Origin of the sequence: Streptomyces phaeochromogenes, assembly GCF_001418655.1 — a bacterium.
Classification (GTDB): domain Bacteria; phylum Actinomycetota; class Actinomycetes; order Streptomycetales; family Streptomycetaceae; genus Streptomyces; species Streptomyces phaeochromogenes.
Genome location: NZ_LIQZ01000108.1, coordinates 16,549 through 33,967 on the forward strand (window position 1 = coordinate 16,549; position 17,419 = coordinate 33,967).

At 72.2% G+C, this 17,419-nt stretch carries 15 protein-coding genes; 3 read left to right on the plus strand and 12 right to left on the minus strand.

Features of this window, described 5'->3' with window-relative positions; translation table 11 throughout:
* Positions 1-14 precede the first annotated feature (14 nt).
* The 6 genes from AOK17_RS15485 to pdhA all read right to left on the minus strand — a co-directional run bounded on the left by AOK17_RS15485 (position 15) and on the right by pdhA (position 7,454).
* Positions 15-1,112 carry a potassium channel family protein gene (locus AOK17_RS15485; RefSeq protein WP_055613043.1) on the minus strand — a complete coding sequence of 366 codons (1,098 nt, stop codon included), beginning with the start codon at positions 1,110-1,112 and terminating at the stop codon, positions 15-17.
* Positions 1,109-2,572 (minus strand): molybdopterin molybdotransferase MoeA, encoded by a 1,464-nt coding sequence (locus tag AOK17_RS15490; RefSeq protein WP_055613044.1) that lies wholly within the window; start codon positions 2,570-2,572, stop codon positions 1,109-1,111. Before AOK17_RS15490 ends, AOK17_RS15485 begins: the two co-directional genes overlap by 4 nt.
* Complete coding sequence (locus AOK17_RS15495; protein ID WP_425424610.1) at positions 2,569-3,594, minus strand: NTP transferase domain-containing protein; 1,026 nt, start codon at positions 3,592-3,594, stop codon at positions 2,569-2,571. The genes AOK17_RS15490 and AOK17_RS15495 overlap by 4 nt, the downstream gene beginning before the upstream one ends.
* A gap of 100 nt (positions 3,595-3,694) precedes the next feature.
* Positions 3,695-5,278 (minus strand): dihydrolipoamide acetyltransferase family protein, encoded by a 1,584-nt coding sequence (locus AOK17_RS15500; protein WP_055613045.1) that lies wholly within the window; start codon positions 5,276-5,278, stop codon positions 3,695-3,697.
* Complete coding sequence (locus AOK17_RS15505) at positions 5,278-6,282, minus strand: alpha-ketoacid dehydrogenase subunit beta (RefSeq protein ID WP_055613046.1); 1,005 nt, start codon at positions 6,280-6,282, stop codon at positions 5,278-5,280. The genes AOK17_RS15500 and AOK17_RS15505 overlap by 1 nt, the downstream gene beginning before the upstream one ends.
* A complete protein-coding gene (gene pdhA, locus AOK17_RS15510) occupies positions 6,279-7,454 on the minus strand; it encodes a pyruvate dehydrogenase (acetyl-transferring) E1 component subunit alpha (protein WP_055613047.1) in 1,176 nt (391 codons plus the stop codon). The genes AOK17_RS15505 and pdhA overlap by 4 nt, the downstream gene beginning before the upstream one ends.
* 174 nt (positions 7,455-7,628) lie before the next feature.
* On the opposite strand from pdhA, the gene AOK17_RS15515 reads away from it, so the two are divergent.
* Entirely contained in the window at positions 7,629-8,129 is a 501-nt protein-coding gene (locus AOK17_RS15515; RefSeq protein WP_425424611.1) for an Lrp/AsnC family transcriptional regulator, read from the plus strand.
* Positions 8,130-8,204: 75 nt separating this feature from the next.
* On the opposite strand, the gene AOK17_RS15520 is transcribed toward AOK17_RS15515, so the two are convergent.
* Both AOK17_RS15520 and AOK17_RS15525 read right to left on the minus strand, forming a co-directional pair.
* The gene (locus tag AOK17_RS15520) at positions 8,205-8,795 is read right to left on the minus strand and encodes a TetR/AcrR family transcriptional regulator (protein WP_055613049.1); all 591 of its coding nucleotides are present in this window, start codon (positions 8,793-8,795) and stop codon (positions 8,205-8,207) included.
* Positions 8,792-10,306, minus strand: coding sequence for a 3-hydroxyacyl-CoA dehydrogenase (locus AOK17_RS15525; protein ID WP_055613050.1), 1,515 nt, complete (start codon positions 10,304-10,306; stop codon positions 8,792-8,794). Before AOK17_RS15525 ends, AOK17_RS15520 begins: the two co-directional genes overlap by 4 nt.
* Positions 10,307-10,454: 148 nt before the next feature.
* Between AOK17_RS15525 and paaN the strand changes: the two genes are divergently transcribed.
* Positions 10,455-12,146, plus strand: a complete 1,692-nt coding sequence (gene paaN / locus AOK17_RS15530) for a phenylacetic acid degradation protein PaaN (protein WP_055613051.1) — start codon at positions 10,455-10,457, stop codon at positions 12,144-12,146.
* Between the two features lie 93 nt (positions 12,147-12,239).
* Here the strand turns inward: paaN and AOK17_RS15535 are convergent, their stop codons facing one another.
* From AOK17_RS15535 to AOK17_RS15545, 3 genes are read right to left on the minus strand one after another with little or no spacing between them, the layout of a single operon-like run.
* Entirely contained in the window at positions 12,240-13,016 is a 777-nt protein-coding gene (locus tag AOK17_RS15535; RefSeq protein WP_055613052.1) for a TrmH family RNA methyltransferase, read from the minus strand.
* On the minus strand, positions 13,013-14,497 hold the full coding sequence (locus tag AOK17_RS15540) for an HTTM domain-containing protein (RefSeq protein ID WP_107102407.1): 1,485 nt from the start codon (positions 14,495-14,497) through the stop codon (positions 13,013-13,015). The genes AOK17_RS15535 and AOK17_RS15540 overlap by 4 nt, the downstream gene beginning before the upstream one ends.
* The gene (locus AOK17_RS15545; RefSeq protein ID WP_055613053.1) at positions 14,494-15,468 is read right to left on the minus strand and encodes a DUF5819 family protein; all 975 of its coding nucleotides are present in this window, start codon (positions 15,466-15,468) and stop codon (positions 14,494-14,496) included. Before AOK17_RS15545 ends, AOK17_RS15540 begins: the two co-directional genes overlap by 4 nt.
* 327 nt (positions 15,469-15,795) lie before the next feature.
* Between AOK17_RS15545 and AOK17_RS15550 the strand changes: the two genes are divergently transcribed.
* A complete protein-coding gene (locus AOK17_RS15550; protein WP_055613054.1) occupies positions 15,796-16,932 on the plus strand; it encodes an acyl-CoA dehydrogenase family protein in 1,137 nt (378 codons plus the stop codon).
* 117 nt (positions 16,933-17,049) lie between these two features.
* On the opposite strand, the gene AOK17_RS15555 is transcribed toward AOK17_RS15550, so the two are convergent.
* The gene (locus tag AOK17_RS15555) at positions 17,050-17,379 is read right to left on the minus strand and encodes a rhodanese-like domain-containing protein (protein ID WP_055613055.1); all 330 of its coding nucleotides are present in this window, start codon (positions 17,377-17,379) and stop codon (positions 17,050-17,052) included.
* Positions 17,380-17,419: the final 40 nt, after the last annotated feature.

Genomic DNA, 17,419 nt, shown 5'->3' on the forward strand with positions numbered 1-17,419 from the left:
CGCCGGTCCTGCCTCTAGTCCTGCCGCAGCGGCCTCATGTCCGGTGCGACCTGGGTGTGCGGGGTGACCCGGACGATGGTGATCAGACGGTCCGTCAACTGCAGCTTGCCGATGGCGGGATCGTCGTATCCGAGGACGCGGTGTCCTCGTACGACGCTGACCACCAGGTCCTCGGTCTCGCGGACGCCCTTGCCGACCTCGGCCTTTATGACGGGTCGTTCGACGATGTCGAGGCCGCTGCCCTGCTGGATGAGGTCCTCCATGACCATGCCGGCGCTGGGGCTGAGCACGGAGAGACCGAGGAGGCGGCCGGCCGCGCTGGCGCTGGTGATGACGGCGTCGGCGCCGGACTGTTTGAGCAGCGGCGCGTTCTCCTCCTCGCGCACGGCGGCCACGATCTTCGCCCCGCGGTTGAGCTGCCGGGCCGTCAGCGTGACGAGCACGGCCGTGTCGTCGCGCTGGGTCGCGATGATGATCTGCCGGGCCCGCTGGACCTCGGCACGGATCAGCACGTCACTGCGGGTGGCGTCGCCGACCACGCCCGCGTACCCGTCCGCCGTCGCCGCGTCGATCACCTTGAAGTTGGGATCGACGACCACGACCTGCTCCTTCTTCAGCCCCGTCGCGCACACGGTCTGAATCGCGGAGCGGCCTTTCGTGCCGAACCCGATGACAACGGTGTGCTCCCTCAAAGCGGTCCTCCAGCGGTTCAGTCGCCACTCCTCCCGGGTTCGTTCGGTGAGGACCTCGAGAGTGGTGCCGACCAGAATGATCAGGAACATCACGCGCAAGGGCGTGATCACGAAGATATTGGTGAACCGGGCGGCGTCACTGACGGGGGTGATGTCGCCGTATCCGGTGGTGGAGAGCGTGACGGTCGCGTAGTAGAAGGCGTCGAGCAGGTCGACCGAACCGTCCGAGTTGTCGTTGTAGCCGTCGTGGTCGGCGTAGACGATGAGGGCGGTGCCGACCAGCACGAGCAGCGCGATGGTGACCCGTTTGGCGACCTGCCGCAACGGATGTTCCACCCGTCTGCGAGGCAGTTTCACCCGGCGGGTGACGATGCGTTCGTCCGCGTGACGGGCGATGGCGTCCTGGCCCGGAAGTTTCACGTGAAACACACCCCGATCCCGGCCGTCGCCCAGGGCAGGTCGAGAATCTCCAGCTCCTGACCGGGGCGCGCCCCGCCGGGCGGCACGACCGCGAGCGCGTCGGCCACGGCGATGCCCCGCAGCATGGCCGGTCCGTTGTAGTGCAGCGGTACGGCCCGGTCCTCGCGCAGGACGACGGGGATCAGCCGGGTGTCGTACGGATGGCCGTGCACGGTCTCCTTCAGGGGCAGTGTGTATGTCTCCGGGGCCGCGCGTCCCGCGAGGGTGCGCAGCAGGGGTTCGGCGAGTGTGAGCAGACCGGAGACGGCGGCGAGCGGATTGCCGGGGAGCCCGACGAGGTGCTGGTTCTCCTTGGTGCGGGCCAGGAGCATGGGGTGGCCGGGCCGCACTTTGACGCCGTCCACCAGGAGTTCGGCGCCGATGCGGCGCAGGGTGGGGTGCACGTGGTCGACAGGGCCCGCGGCGGTGCCGCCGGTCGTGACGACGAGGTCGGCGTCGGAGTTCTTCAGGGCCTTGCGGAGGGCTTCGGCGTCGTCACCGAGCCTGCGTACGGCGATGACGTCCGCGCCGAGCGCACGCAGCCAGGACGGCAGCATCGGGCCGAGCGCGTCCCGGATCAGTCCGTCGTGGGGCAGACCCTCGGTGAGCAACTCGTCCCCGAGGACGAGGACTTCCGCGCGAGGCCGGGGAAGGGCCGAGACGGTGTCGTATCCGGCAGCGGCGGCGAGCCCCAGCACGGCCGGGGTGACCACCGTGCCGCGCTGCAGCAGGGGATCCCCGGAGCGGCACTCCTGGCCCCGGGGACGGATGTCCTGCCCGGGCACGACCTCGCGGGTCGCGTGGAGCCGTTCCTTCTCGTCAGTGCGGCCGTGCTCGCTGCGGATCACCGCGGTGACGTCCTGCGGGATCCTCGCGCCCGTCGCGATACGGACGGCCTCGCCGTCGGTGAGGGGCTCGGGCTCGGCGTGGCCCGCGAGGATTCCCTCGGCCCGGACGGCCCATGGGCCCGGCCCGGCGACGGCCCAGCCGTCCATCGCGGAGGTGTCGAACGACGGGAGGTCCGTGAGGGCGGCGAGGGGAGCGGCGAGTACGAGGCCCAGCGCGGCGTCCAGGGATACGGAGACGGGGGCGTCCGGCCGGCGGGGGGCCCGCCCGGCGAGGGCGCGTGCCTCGGGCCAGGGGGTGGCCCTGTGGTGGCCGTGCTCGGCGGCCGTGCCGGCCCGGGAGGTTCCGGCGGCGGTTCCACCGGTGGCTCCTGCGGCGGTTCCGGCGGTGTGTTGACCTTGCTCCCGGCTGTCCCGGCTTCCGCCCCTCGGTGACGGCGGGGGCACGGCGGGGGAGCCTCCAGTGGCTCCGGGGCCGTCGGGCACCTGGGCACCGCCTTCCTTGGCCAGGGCGAGGGCCTCCTCCACATCGAGGTCGTCGAGTTCGACCTCCTCGTACTGCCCCGGGGCGGTCATCCGGCGTCCGGGCGGGCTTCGGGAGCGGCTGTGCCGGTCCCGGTGCCGCTGTTGGTGCCGGTGCTGGTCCCGGTCTCGGTGCTGGTGCCGGACGGGGTCGTCGGGGGTGGTGCGGTGCCGTCGTCGGCCTCCGCCTCCGCCGCCCAGCGCAGCGCCAGTGCCGTCGCCTTGCGGGCGGCCTCCGCGACCGCCTCGGGGCCCCCCTTGGCCTGCGCCGCCGCGTACCCCACGAGGAACGTGGTCAGCGGTGCCGCCGGGCGGGCCACGCCGTGTGCGGCGTCGCGGGCGAGGTCGAGCAGGGTGCCGGTGTCGACGTCCAGGTCGATGCCGAGCTCGTCCTTGACTGCGGTAATCCATTCATCCAACACGTGCCCATGCTCCCTGATACGTGCCCGGGCGGCGGCGATGTCGTCCCAGGTGTCGCAGTCGAAGGACGCGACGGGGTCGGTGATACGGGTGAGTTCGAGCGCACCGGTGAGCCGGCGCAGCGGCAGCCCGGTCAGTTCGCCGTGCTCGGCACGGAGGGCAGCCAGCTCGCGGCGCAGCGCCGCACTCCGGTACGCGGCCACCAGCGGCTGGTCCCGGCCGCCGGAGTCGGTGAGCAACACGCCCTCCGTGTCTGCCTCTTGAAGAGCGGTCAGCAACCGCTCGACCGTCCCCCCGTCCAGGAACGGCAGGTCGGCGGAGAGGACCACGACGTACGCGGCGGTGGTGTGCCGGAGTCCGGCGTCGAGGGCGGCCAGCGGGCCCGCGCCTGGCGGGTCCTCGCGCGCCCACTCCACCGGACGTGCGGTGGGCCGGGGCTCCGCGACGACCACGGTGACGGCCGCGCCGGAGCAGGCGGCCAGGACGCGGTCGAGGAGGGCGCGGCCACCGACGTGAACGCCGGGCTTGTCCGCCCCGCCGAGGCGGCGGGCGGCACCGCCGGCGAGCACGACGGCGTCATGGCCGTCCGTGTCCCGGCCGTCCACACCGGGTGCGCCGGAGGAACCGGGTGCGCTGGGACGCTCGTACGCGGTCACCCCCCGAGTATGGGCGCCCGATGGATCATTTCCACCCCCGCGCACAGCATGTGGACGGGGGTGGTGACGAGGTCGTACGGGCCGAGGGGGCTACAAGGGGCTACAGAGTTCGCAGCAGGACCGCGGGCTGTTCCACACAGTCCGCCACATACCGGAGGAATCCGCCCGCTGTTCCGCCGTCGCACACCCGGTGGTCGAAGGTGAGCGAGAGCTGCACGACCTGCCGCACCGCCAGCTCGCCCTCGTGCACCCAGGGCTTGGGGACGATCCGGCCGACGCCGAGCATGGCCGCCTCGGGGTGGTTGATGATCGGTGTGGAGCCGTCGACGCCGAACACCCCGTAGTTGTTCAACGTGAAGGTCCCGCCGGTGAGTTCCGCCGGTGTGAGCGTCCCGGTCCGTGCCGCCTCGGTGAGCCGTGCGAACTCCGCGCTCAGGGACTCCGCGTCCCGTGTGTGCGCGTCCTTCACCACCGGCACGACGAGCCCGCGCTCGGTCTGCGCGGCGAACCCGAGGTGCACCGCGTCGAGCCGGACGACCTCCCTGGCGTCCATGTCGACCGTCGAGTTGAGCTCGGGGAAACGGGCCAGCGCGGCGGTGCAGATCCGGGCGAGGAGGGCCAGGAGGGAGATCTTCGGCCCGCCCGCCTCGTTCATCCGCACGCGCGCGTGCATCAGTTCCGTGGCATCGGCGTCGACCCAGCAGGTCGCGTCGGGGATCTCGCGCCGGCTCCGGGAGAGCTTGTCGGCAACGGCACCTCGGACGCCCTTGAGCGGAACGCGGGTGCCACGCGCGTGCGCGGACGTGGACGTCGGTGCGGGCGCGGGCGCCGCGGCCTGTGGTGGCCGCGCGGCGGTCGGAGCGGACGTGGCGGCCCGCGCGGCGTGCTCGACGTCCGCGCGCGTGATCAGCCCGTCGGGACCCGAGCCCGCCAGCTCCCGCAGGTCGAGCCCGTTCTCCCGGGCCAGCCTGCGCACGAGCGGGGAGATCACCGGCACGGGACCGTCGGCCCGGCGCCCCGCATCGGCACCGGTCCCGTCCACGACCGTCTCGTCGTCCCGTACGGGACGACGGGGGGCCGTGCCGGGCCCGGCGAGCGCGGTGGGCGCGGTGGGCGCGGTGGGCGCCGCCGCGACGGCCAGGTCGGCGTCCGGGAGCCCAGCACGACGGCTTCCTGCCGATCCGGCCCCGGCTCCAGCGCCGGCAGCACTGCCGTGCCGTCCCGAGCCCGGCCCGCCATCGGACGAACCCGGTGACCGCCGCCCCGGAGCCGCCCCGACCCCCGGCGGCCTCAGCCGTCCACGCCTCGCCGGAGGCGCCTGCGTGCCGTAGCCCACGAGTACGTTCCCGGAGCCCTCGTCCTCGCCACCGGAAGCCGGCGTACCGGAAGCACCTGCTCCGGAAGCCGGTATGCCGGAGGCTGATACTTCGGAGGCCGGTGCCCCCACCGCGACCGTCAGCAGCGGGGAGCCGACGGGCAGTTCGGTGCCCTCTTCGCCGTAGCGGGCCGTGACCACGCCGCCGTACGGGCAGGGGACCTCGACCATCGCCTTGGCCGTCTCGACCTCGACGACGGGCTGGTCGACGGCGACGACATCGCCGACCTGGACGAGCCAGCGGACGATCTCGGCCTCGGTGAGCCCCTCACCGAGGTCGGGCAGCTTGAATTCCAGGACCTGGGCCATCAGCTCTGTGCCTCCCACTGCAGCCGGGCCACCGCGTCCAGGATCCGGTCGACGCCCGGCAGGTGGTGGCGCTCCAGCATCGGCGGCGGATACGGGATGTCGAACCCGGCCACGCGCAGCACCGGCGCCTCCAGGTAGTGGAAGCACCGCTCGGTGACCCGCGCTGCGATCTCCCCGCCGGGCCCGCCGAAGCCGCCCGACTCGTGTACGACGACGGCCCGCCCGGTGCGTCGTACGGACGCGGAGACCGTCTCGTCGTCGAACGGCACCAGCGAGCGCAGGTCGACGACTTCGAGGTCCCAGCCCTCGGCCCGCGCCGCCTCGGCGGCCTCCATACAGACGGGCACCGACGGCCCGTACGTGATGAGCGTGGCGCTGCGGCCGTGGCGCCGCACGACCGCGCGGCCGATCGGGTCCACGGCCTGCGGCTCGTCGGGGTTCCAGGTGTCCTTCGACCAGTACAGGCGCTTGGGTTCCAGGAAGACGACCGGGTCGTCGGAGGCGATGGCGGCGCGCAGCAGTCCGTACGCGTCGGCGACCGTCGCGGGTGTGACGACATGGAGGCCCGGGGTCGCGATGTAGTACGCCTCGGAGGAGTCGCTGTGGTGCTCGACGCCGCCGATGCCGCCCCCGTAGGGCACGCGCACGGTGATGGGCAGCGGCATCGCCCCGCGCGTGCGGTTGCGCATACGGGCCACGTGCGAGATCAGCTGCTCGAAGGCCGGGTAGGCGAAGGCGTCGAACTGCATCTCCACGACCGGCCTGAGCCCGTACATGGCCATGCCGACGGCCGTGCCGAGGATGCCCGCCTCGGCGAGCGGTGTGTCCGTGACACGGTCCTCGCCGAACTCCTTGGCGAGCCCGTCGGTGACCCGGAAGACACCGCCCAGGGTGCCGACGTCCTCGCCCATGACGTGCACGATCGGGTCGTCGGCCATGGCGTCCCGCAGGGCGCGCCCGAGGGCCTGCGCCATGGTGGCCGGCTTCAGCGCGACGGTGGTCATCGGGCCGTTCCTTCCGACTGGTGCTCGTTCTCGGTCCCGTGCTCGTGGTGGTGCGCCTCGGCGTCCAGCTCGGCCCGCAACTGTGCCTCCTGTTCCAGGAGTTGCGTGGTGGGCTGGGCGTAGACGTGCGCGAAGAGGTCCATCGGGTCGAGCGCCGGGTCCTGGTTCATGCGCTCGCGCAGGTCCGCGGCCATCGCCTCGGCGTCCTCGCGCGCGGCGCGCATCCCGGCCTCGTCGAGCAGCCCGCGCTCGGTCAGCTCGTGCTCCAGGAGGGCGATCGGGTCGTGCGCGCGCCAGGCCTCGACCTCGGAGTCGCCGCGGTAGCGCTTGTCGTCGTCGGCGTTGGTGTGCGCCTCCATGCGGTACGTGACCGCCTCCACGAGCGTCGGACCGCCACCCGCGCGCGCGTGGGCGACGGCGTCGCCCAGGACCTCGTGCACAGCTGCGGCGTCGTTGCCGTCGACCAGGCGGCCGGGCATCCCGTAGCCGACGGCCTTGTGGGCCAGCGACGGGGCCGCGGTCTGCTTGGCGAGCGGGACGGAGATCGCGAAGCCGTTGTTCTGTACGAGGAAGACGACCGGTGCCTGCCAGACGGCGGCGAAGTTCAGCGCCTCGTGGAAGTCGCCCTCGCTGGTGCCGCCGTCGCCGACCAGGGCGAGCGCGACCACGTCGTCGCCCTTGAGGCGGGCGGCGTGCGCGAGGCCCACGGCATGCGGGAGCTGGGTGGCGAGCGGTGTGCACAGGGGGGCGATCCGGTACTCGCGCGGGTCGTAGCCGGTGTGCCAGTCTCCGCGCAGCAGGGTCAGCGCCTGGACGGGGTCGAGGCCGCGGGCGACGGCGGCGAGCGTGTCGCGGTAGCTGGGAAAGAGCCAGTCACGCTCTTCGAGGACCAGCGCGGCGGCGACCTCGCAGGCCTCCTGGCCGGTGGAGGAGGGGTAGACGGCGAGGCGGCCCTGCTTGGTGAGGGCCGTGGCCTGCGCGTTGTAACGGCGGCCTCGCACCAGCTGCGCGTACAGCCTGCGCAGGAGCTCCGGGTCGACCCGCTCGGCCGCCTCGGTGCCGAGGACGCGGTGGGGCAGCGCGTCGGGCAGCAGCGGCGCGGGGTCGGTGCGGGGCTGCCAGGCGGGCGGCGGGGTCGGGCGGTATGCGCCTCGCTGCTCCATGACCGTCATGTCGGCACCTCCTCGGGGGGCGGCTTCGAGAGACGTGCCGAGAGTGACGCGCCTCACCTACCGATTGTTCGGTCGTCGGCACATTTTGGCTACAGGCACCTCCAGGCTGTGGACAAACGGTTCTCCACAGCCTGAGATGGATGCAGTACGTCCATGGTAGGGAGGCGGGGGGACATGGCACCTGAACAAATGGCCGAGGGGCCGGAGGCCGGATCCTCCCTACCACCGCCGCGCCCGCTGGACGCCATCGATCAGGACATCCTCCAGATGCTCCAGGCGGACGGCCGCGCCTCGATACGGTCCGTGGCCGAGTGCGTCCACGTGTCGCGCGCGAACGCCTACGCGCGCATCAACCGCCTCATCGAGGACGGCGTGATCCGCGGCTTCGGTGCCCGCGTCAACCACGAGCGCGCGGGGCACAGCACGTCGGCGTACATCACCCTCAAGATCGTGCAGAACTCCTGGCGCACCGTGCGCGAGCAGCTGAGGGCGCTCCCAGGGGCCTCCCACATCGCGCTGGTGGGCGGGGACTTCGACGTCCTGCTCCTGGTGCACACGCCCGACAACAGGGCACTGCGCGAGCTGGTGCTCACCCGGCTCCAGGCCATCCCCGAGGTGCTCAGCACACGGACGCTGCTGGTGTTCGAGGAGGAGGACCTGGAGCCGCAGGGGTGACCTGATCGGTCCAGGGCTGCCCGCTCGGCCTTCGAGGGGCCCAAGACGCCTCGGAGCAGCCCTGTGACGGCCCGGTCAGTCCTCCTGCCGGAGCCCCCCGAAGACCAGCCGCACCACCGCGTCGGCGACCTCGCGCTCGCCCATGCCCCGCCCGTCGGGGCGGTACCACTCCACGATCGAGTTGATCATCCCGAAGACCAGCCGCGTGGCGAGCCGGAACTCCACGTCGACGCGTACGTCCCCGTCGGCCGCCGCGGCCCTCAGGAGCTCGGCCACCCGGTGGTCGAAGTCCCGGCGCCGCTCCAGGGCCCACCGCTCGGCGTCGGTGTTGCCGCGCACGCGCAGCAGCAGTGTCACGTACGGCAGCTCGGCGGTGAGGACCTCGACCATGCGCCGGGTGACGTACTCCAGGCGCTCCACGGCACGCCCCACGCGCGCGTGCTCCTCGTCGAGGATCCCGAAGAGGCCGTCGAGCGCCCGGCTGACGGCCCGGCGCAGCAGCTCCTCCTTGCCCGTGACGTGGTGGTAGATCGACGACTTGGAGATGCCCGCCGCCTTGGAGAGGTGCTCCATGGAGGTGCCGTCGTAGCCGCGCTCGTTGAAGACCCGCACGGCCACGGAGAGCAGCGTCTCCGGGGTGTAGGTGTCGCGCTTGGCAGTGGTCATGGGGTGCCCTCCCGCTTCTCGGAGGCGTACGCGTGGCGGTAGAGCGCGAGGGACGGCGCGTAACGCCCCGACGGGTCGCGCATGTGCAGGTCGTCCAGGACGTCGTAGGCCCAGCTCCTGCCCAGCCTGCGGCTCCATTCGAAGGGCCCCAGGGGGTAGTTGACGCCCAGGCGCATCGCCGTGTCGATGTCCTCCTCGGTGGCCACTCCCTTGGCGACGGCGTCGTGCGCCAGGTCGACGATGCGGGCCACCGTGCGGGCGACGATCAGGCCAGGCACGTCCCCGATGACGCTGACGTCCTTGCCGAGCGCCTGGAAGAGCCCGGTGGCCTCGGCGAGGGTCTGGGTCTGGGTGTCCTGCGAGTGGGACAGGGCGATCCGGGTCGCCCGGCGGTAGTCGAGCGCCAGGTCGAAGTAGACGACGTCACGGAACTCGACGGCGGTCTGGCCGTCCGCGAGGGCCAGCTGGCCGCCGCTCGGCAGCACCAGCCGCGTGCCGTGGTCCTCCTCGTCCTCGCGGACCTGGATGCCCGCCTCGCGGATCAGCGCGACCAGCTCGGCCGCGGGGCCCAGATCGCCCTCGACGACGACGTACGCGGGCGGCTGGACCTTCTCCGCGGTGTGCGGCTCGGGACGCTCGCCCTCGGCCCCGTAGTCGTACCAGCCGTGCCCCGACTTGCGGCCGTGGCGGCCCGACTCGACGAGCCTGCGCTGGGCCAGCGAGGGCGTGAACCGCACGTCCTGGAAGAAGGCCTCCCAGACGGAGCGCGTGACGGACTCGTTGACGTCCTGGCCGATGAGGTCGGTCAGTTCGAAGGCGCCCATCCTGAAGCCGCCCGACTCGCGCAGGACCGCGTCGATCGTGGCGGGGTCGGCGGCCTGGGCCTCGTAGACCGCGAAGGCCTCGGCGTAGAAGGGCCGCGCGATGCGGTTGACGATGAAGCCCGGGGTGTCGGCGCAGGCGACCGGGGTCTTCCCCCAGGCGCGGGCCATCTCGTACGCGCGCGTGGCCGACGTGACGTCGGTCGCGAACCCGGAGACGACCTCCACCAGGGGCAGCAGCGGCGCGGGGTTGAAGAAGTGCAGCCCCACGAAACGGCCGGGGTTGCGCAGGGCGCCGCCGATCGCGGTCACCGACAGGGAGGAGGTGTTGGTGGCGAGCAGGCAGTCGTCGTCGACGACGTCCTCCAGCTCGCGCAGCAGCTGCTGTTTGACGTCCAGGCGCTCCAGGACGGCTTCGACGACCAGGCCCGAGTCGGCGAGGTCGGCGAGGCTCTCCGCGGGGCGCAGACGGGCGCGGGCGGCGTCCCGTTCGGCGCCGGTCAGCCGGTCCTTCTCGACGAGCCGGTCGAGGCGGGCGGCGATCGCGTCGGCCGCGGCCTGTGCACGGCCCGGCACGGCGTCGTACAGCCGTACGGGGTGGCCCGCGACGAGCGCGACCTGAGCGATGCCCTGGCCCATGGTGCCGGTACCGACGACGGCCACGGGGCCGGCGAGGTCGAGTGCTGTCATGCTCGCGATCCTCCCGCACGGGGTTGTCCACAGGTTCAGCGGACCCCCTTGTCCCGACCGATCGTTCGGTTACTCTAACTCTGTCCGCCCGTTTCTGCCCAGGTCGTGAGCTCGACGAAGAGCTCATGAGACGAGGAGTTGGTCCCTCATGGCCGCCGAACTCACCGCGCACCAGCTGATCGCACAGCACCGGCCCACCCTCGACCAGGCGCTGGAAGCGATCCGCACGCGCGCGTACTGGTCGCCACACCCCGAGCACCCCAAGGCGTACGGGGAGAACGGCAGCCTGGACGCGGTGGCGGGCAAGGCCGCCTTCGACGCCCTCCTCGGCTCCCGCCTCGACCTCGGCCAGCCCGGCACCGACGACTGGGTGGGCGGCGAGACCTCGCCGTACGGAATCGAGCTGGGCGTCACCTACCCGCACGCGGACGTCGACACCCTGCTGCCCGCCATGCGCGCGGGGCAGCGCGCGTGGCGCGACGCGGGCGCGGAGATGCGGGCGGTGGTGTGCCTGGAGATCCTCAAGCGGATCAGCGACCGCACGCACGAGTTCGCGCACGCGGTCATGCACACCAGCGGCCAGGCCTTCATGATGGCGTTCCAGGCGGGCGGCCCGCACGCACAGGACCGCGGCCTGGAGGCGGTGGCGTACGCGTACGTGGAGCAGGTCCGCACCCCCGACAACGCCGAGTGGACGAAGCCCCAGGGCAAGCGCGACCCGCTCGCGCTGACCAAGCGGTTCACGCCGGTGCCGCGCGGTGTCGCGCTGGTGATCGGCTGCAACACCTTCCCGACGTGGAACGGCTATCCGGGCCTGTTCGCCTCCCTGGCCACGGGCAACGCGGTGCTCGTGAAGCCCCACCCGCGCGCGGTGCTGCCGCTCGCGCTCACCGTCCAGGTGGCCCGCGAGGTGCTCGCCGAGGCCGGCTTCGACCCGAACCTGGTGGCGCTGGCCGCCGAGCGGGCGGGCGAGGGCATCGCCAAGACGCTGGCGACACGCCCGGAGATCCGGATCATCGACTACACGGGTTCGACGGCGTTCGGCGACTGGCTGGAGGCCAACGCCCGCCAGGCGCAGGTCTACACGGAGAAGGCCGGCGTCAACACGGTGCTCGTGGAGTCGACCGACAACTACAAGGGGATGCTGTCGAACCTCGCCTTCTCCTTGTCCCTCTACAGCGGCCAGATGTGCACGACCCCGCAGAACCTCCTCATCCCCCGCGACGGCATCCGTACGGAGGAGGGCCCCCGGTCGTACGACGAGGTGGTCGCCGACCTCGCGAGGTCGGTCGGCGGACTCCTCGGGGACGACGCCCGGGCGAACGGCCTGCTGGGCGCGATCGTGAACCCTGACGTGAAGGCCCGCCTGGAGGCAGCCGCCGGTCTGGGCGAAGTCGCCCTCGCCTCACGGGAGATCGCCAACCCCGAGTTCCCGGACGCGGTCGTACGCACCCCGGTGATCGTGAAGCTGGACGGCGCCAAGCCGGACGACCAGGCCGCGTTCATGAACGAGTGCTTCGGCCCCGTCTCCTTCGCGGTCGCGGTCGACTCGGCGGCGGACGCCGTGGCGCTGCTGCGGCGGACCATCAGCAGCAGGGGCGCGATGACCGTGGGCGCGTACACGACCTCGGAGGAGGTCGAGGAGGCCGTCCAGGAGGCCTGCCTGGAGGAGTGCGCCCAGCTCTCGCTCAACCTGACCGGCGGGGTCTACGTCAACCAGACCGCCGCGTTCTCGGACTTCCACGGCTCGGGCGGCAACCCGGCGGCGAACGCCGCGCTGTGCGACGGGGCGTTCGTGGCCAACCGGTTCCGCGTGGTGGAGGTTCGCCGGGAGGCGTGAGGATTCGGCCCGAGGGGCGCGGGACGTCTTGCGACTGCGGACCGGTGTGGCTGGTCGCGCAGTTCCCCGCGCCCCTGATGGGGCACCCCGTACCTACGAGGCACTCCAGTGGAACAGGGTCATCGCCACGCTGGTGGCGAGGTTGTAGCTGGAGACCTGGGGCCGCATCGGCAGCGAGACCAAGTGGTCCGTACGGGCGCGCAGTTCACCCGACAACCCGCTGCGCTCGGAGCCGAAGGCGAGGACCGCGTCGTCCGGAAGCTTCAGCGCCCGGATGTCCTCGCCCTCGGGGTCGAGGGCGAACACCGGCCCGGCGGGCAGCTCGTCCACGGTCAGCCGCTCGACGGCCGTGGCGAAGTGCAGGCCCGCCCCGGCGCGTACCACCGTGGGATGCCACGGATCGAGCGTGCCGGTCGTGACGACCCCCGTCGCCCCGAAACCGGCCGCGAGCCGGATCACGGCACCCGCGTTGCCGAGGTTGCGCGGCTGGTCGAGGACGACCACGGGCGCGATGCGGGGCGTGCGGGCCAGCACGCGCAGATTGGCTGCGCGCTCGGGACGTACCGCCAGGGCGGCCACGGCGGTGGGGTGCGGGCGCGGGACGAGGGCTTCGTACGCGGCCTGCGGGACCTCCGTCAGGAGGGCGTCCAGTGTGTCCCGTACGTCCGGGGCCAGGTCGTCGGCGAGGGCGAGCGCGGCCTGTCGATCGGCGGTGACCGCCAGCGGGATCTCGGCCCGGAAGCGCACGGCGTGCTTGAGGGCGTGGAAGCCGTCGAGCAGCACGGAGGTGCCGGCGAGCCGACGCCAGGCGCTCACGGGATCAAGATCGCGGGGGTCGACGGGATCGAGGTCGCGGGGGTCGTCCGTCATGCCGTGAAGCCTACGTGCGGAGGCTCGGCCCTCTCGGCCGTCTCCGGGGTGCGCTCCGGCTCCTTGCGGGGCCGCGGGACCGTACGAAGCGTTCGGCCCAGACGCGAAAACAGCCGTCCACGCGCGCGTGCCGCCCATCCGCCCACGCGGCGCAGGAACGACGTCGGCAGGAACACGGCGTCGGCGGCGATCATCGCGAGCGAGAAGAACGGCAGGCCCAGCACGACGGCGATCACGGCGTGCTCGGTGATCATGGCGGCCAGCAGGACGTTCTTCACCCGCCGGTTGAACAGCGTGAAGGGGAAGGCGACCTGCACGATCACCGTCCCGTACGTCACGAGCAGCATCAGCGTGCCGCTCGCGGACAGCAGATCGGAGAGAGCCGGCCAGGGGGAGAAGTAGTCCAGGTGGAGGGGGTAGTAGACGGCGGTGCCGTCCTGCCAGCGCGTGCCCTGGATCTTGTACCAGCCGGCGGTCGCGTAGATCAGACACGCCTCGGCCATGATCACGAAGAGGGCGGCGTTGTGGACGAGGTTGGCGACCACGTCGAGGAGGATGCGGGGCTGGACGCTCCGGCCGTACCGGCCGGCCAGCCACCACAGGCCCTGTACGGCCCACAGCCCCCAGTAGATCGTCCGCCAGCCGCCGAGAAAGCCGCCGTCGATCTTCCCCGCGAGCGTGGCCGCGGCCAGGACGAGGCCGAGCACTGTCCAGAGGACGGGACCGGCCCTGTCCGGGCCCACCCACGCTCCACGCGCGCATGCGTCCCTGGCTCGGCGCTCCCGCCGCTCGTCCAGCGACCAGACCTGTCCGCAGCGCGTGAGCACGAGGTAGATCGCCATGAGGTGGATGACGTTGTCGCCGCCGTCCCCCATGAAGATGCTGCGGTTCTGCAGGGAGAGCACGCCGACCATGAAGAGCACGGACATGGTCCGGGTCCGCCAGCCGAGCATCAGCAGGAAGCTGGACAGTACGGCGAACGCGTAGACGATCCCGAACCAGACCTGGCCGTCGGCCCACATCAGGGCCGTGAAGGCGTGATTGCTCGCGATGAGCTGCTGGGCGAGGTCCCAGCTCCAGGGGCCGTCGGGCCCGTACAGCTCCTCGCGGTGCGGGAACTCCCGCAACAGGAACAGCAGCCAGGTCGCGGCGAAACCTATGCGGATCACGGCGCTCTGGTACGGGCCGAGCGCCTCGCCGGTGACGCGTGTGATGGCGTGCGCGAGGGTCCGGTCGACGCGGTGACTACGGTCGAACCGGCTTATCCGGCCGGCGAGCCGCTCCCGACCGAGGGTGCGCGTCCGGTCCCGGCTGAGGGTGCTCGTGCGGTGGTGGTCGGGGGTGCTCGCCGGGACGCCGGCCGGGTTGGGACCGCGGTCATGGTTGTCCGGCGGGGTGGGCTTGGGGTCGCGGTCACCCGTCGGTTCGTGGTTGCCCAGCGGGTCGGGGTTGCCCGTCGGGTCGTGGCCGAGGTCGCTCATCGGGCGCTCGCCTCCGTCCCCGTGGACTCCGCGGGCCGCGTCCCGGCCGCCCGGTCGGCCTCCGAGACCGGCCACCAGGGCAGCACGCGGACGATGGGCTTGTCGGACACCTGCTCCTGGCTCCACTTCGGAGGCGGCACATTGCTCGTACGGGAGCGGACCTGGACCTGTTGCACGACCGCGCCCCGGCCGCCGGCCTGCTCGCGGTCCAGGCGCAGGACGACGATGCGGCGCAGGTACTTCTCGGAGAGGGAGCCGCGCAGGCCGTTCGGACGGTTCGCGTTGTCGTGCGTGGCCACGAAGAAGTCCCAGGCCCGGCGCAGCTCGTTCTGCTGGGTGTGGCTCGGCAGCAGATTGCCGTCGATGGCGGCACCGTCCAGCGCGGAGAGGTCGTACCAGCGGGTCGTCCTGATCTCACCGTCCGCGGCCCGCACGTCGGCGCGGACCTGGACCGCGATGTTCTGCTGCAGCGGGTTGGGCGCGAAGAGCTTCCAGTTCTGCTCGAACTCGGGGTAGATCCACTCGTCGATCGCCTGCCCGTGCTGCTTGGTGACCGTGTTCGACGGCGCGACATGCAGGAAGACCATGCCGACGTGCACACAGGCGGCCACCGCGACGACGGCGAGCGCGAGCGCGGCAGCGATCTGGTACGGGAGGGAGAGGGCGGCGATGCCGGTGGGAGGGGGGAGCGGGGGACCGGCGAGGGCTGTGTCGACGTACTGCTCGTCGTCGTACCGGCCGTCGTATCGCTGGTCGTCGCGTTGCGGGTCGCCGTACTGCTGGGGGATCCGGGCGGGAGCCTCGCCGGAGAGCTTCTGCCCAGGACTGTCCGAGGTCTCGTGGCCGTCCGAGGTCTTGTGATCGTCTGCGGTCTCGTGGCCGTCCGGCGGAGAACTGTCGGGGACGGGGACGGCCGCCGCGGGCTCACCCGGCACGGGCCGGGCGTTCGAGCCCTTGTCGTACGCGTCCATTCCGCCCCGTTCCCGAAGTCCGTCCGATTCCCGTCGCCCGTCCCGCGACAGTCGCACCGGCACGGTACTCAGGCCCGGCCGCCGAGCACAGTCCCATGGGTCACAGAGGCCACGAGGTTATCCACAGCGGTTGACACCTTACGACCCTCGCTCCTCCCCGAATCGAACACACCGACCGATCGATCGGCCTGCCGGTCAGCCTGTCGGTCGGCAGCCCTCCGGCGATCGGCCGGACCGGCTCGGCCCGCCCGCACCGTTCCCTTCTTCTAGAACCTGTTCTATCTTGACGCTCCGCCAGATCAACGGATCCGCCGGAAGGACAAGGCCGTGGACTTCACCTTCACCGAGGAGCAGCAGGCGGCCGTGGAGGCGGCGAGGGCGGTGTTCGCGGGGGTCGCGCCGGACGGTGTGCCGAGTCCCGCGCTCACCGCCGGTGCCGTCGCGGACGACTTCGACCGCGCCCTGTGGGCGAAACTCGCCGACGCGGACCTGCTGAGCCTGCTGCTCGACGCCCGCCACGGCGGCGCGGGCCTGGACGCCGTCGCGCTCTGCCTGGTGCTGCGCGAGTCGGCGAAGGTGCTCGCGCGGGTGCCGTTGCTGGAGACCACCGCTGCCGCGGTGACCGTGCAGACGTACGGCGGCGAGGAGTTGAAGGCGGACCTGCTCACCCGGACCGGCCGGGGTGAACTGGTCCTGACGGTCGCCGCGAACGGACGTACCGGCCACGACGGCGCCGAACTCGCCGTGACCGCGCGGCCGGAGGGCGACCTGTGGGTGCTGGACGGGATGCAGACGGCCGTCCCCTGGGCGCAGAACGCCGACTTCGTCCTCGTACCCGCGCTGAGCAGCGACTCGGGCCGCTCCGTGCTCGCTCTTGTCCCCCGCGTCCACGAAGGCGTGCTGCTCGCCGAGCAGTTCTCGACATCGGGCGAGCGGCTCGGCGAACTCCGGCTGGATTCCGTACACGTTCCCGCCCGTGACGTCATCGACGCCGACGGAGCCTGGAAGTCGCTGCGTGACCTGCTCGCCACCGGGACGTGCGCGCTGGCGCTCGGGCTGGGCGAGGGAGTGCTCGGGATGACGAGCGAATACACCAGCAAGCGGGAGCAGTTCGGGTTCCCGGTCGCCACGTTCCAGGCCGTGGCCGTGCAGGCCGCCGACCGCTACATCGACCTGCGCGCGATGGAGGCGACCCTCTGGCAGGCCGCGTGGCGGATCAGCTCGGGGGCGGGCGGGGCGCTCCCAGCGTCGGGTGACATCGCCGTCGCCAAGATCTGGGCCTCCGAGGGCGTACGCCGTGTCGTGCAGACCGCGCAGCATCTGCACGGCGGCATCGGCGCGGACACCGACTACCCCCTGCACCGGTACCACGCCTGGGCCAAGCACCTGGAACTCTCACTCGGCCCGGCAGCGGCACACGAGGAGGCACTGGGCGACCTGTTGGCGGCGCATCCCTTGGGCTGAGCGCGAGGCTCCGGGATGAGCGAGGTGCATTGAGACGGCCGGGCAGCCTTGAGACAGGCAGGCAGCCTTGAGACAGGCAGGCGGCCGGGAAACCCGGCCGCCCCGGGTCGGCGTCGGCTAGAGCACGAACCCCGACTGCCCCTCCGCGTTCACGACAGGACGGCCCGCTGCCGCCCAGACCTGCATGCCGCCGTCGACGTTCACCGCGTCGATGCCCTGCTGGACCAGGTACATCGCGACCTGTGCCGAACGGCCCCCGGAGCGGCAGATCACATGGACCTTGCCGTCCTGCGGCGCCGCCTCGGTCAGCTCGCCGTAGCGTGCGACGAAGTCACTGATGGGAATGTGCAGCGCCCCTTCGGCGTGACCCGCCTGCCACTCGTCGTCCTCCCGGACGTCCAGCAGGAAGTCACCGTCCGCGAGGTCCGAGACCTCGACCGTGGGCACACCAGCTCCGAAACTCATGCCCCGACGCTACCCGACCCGG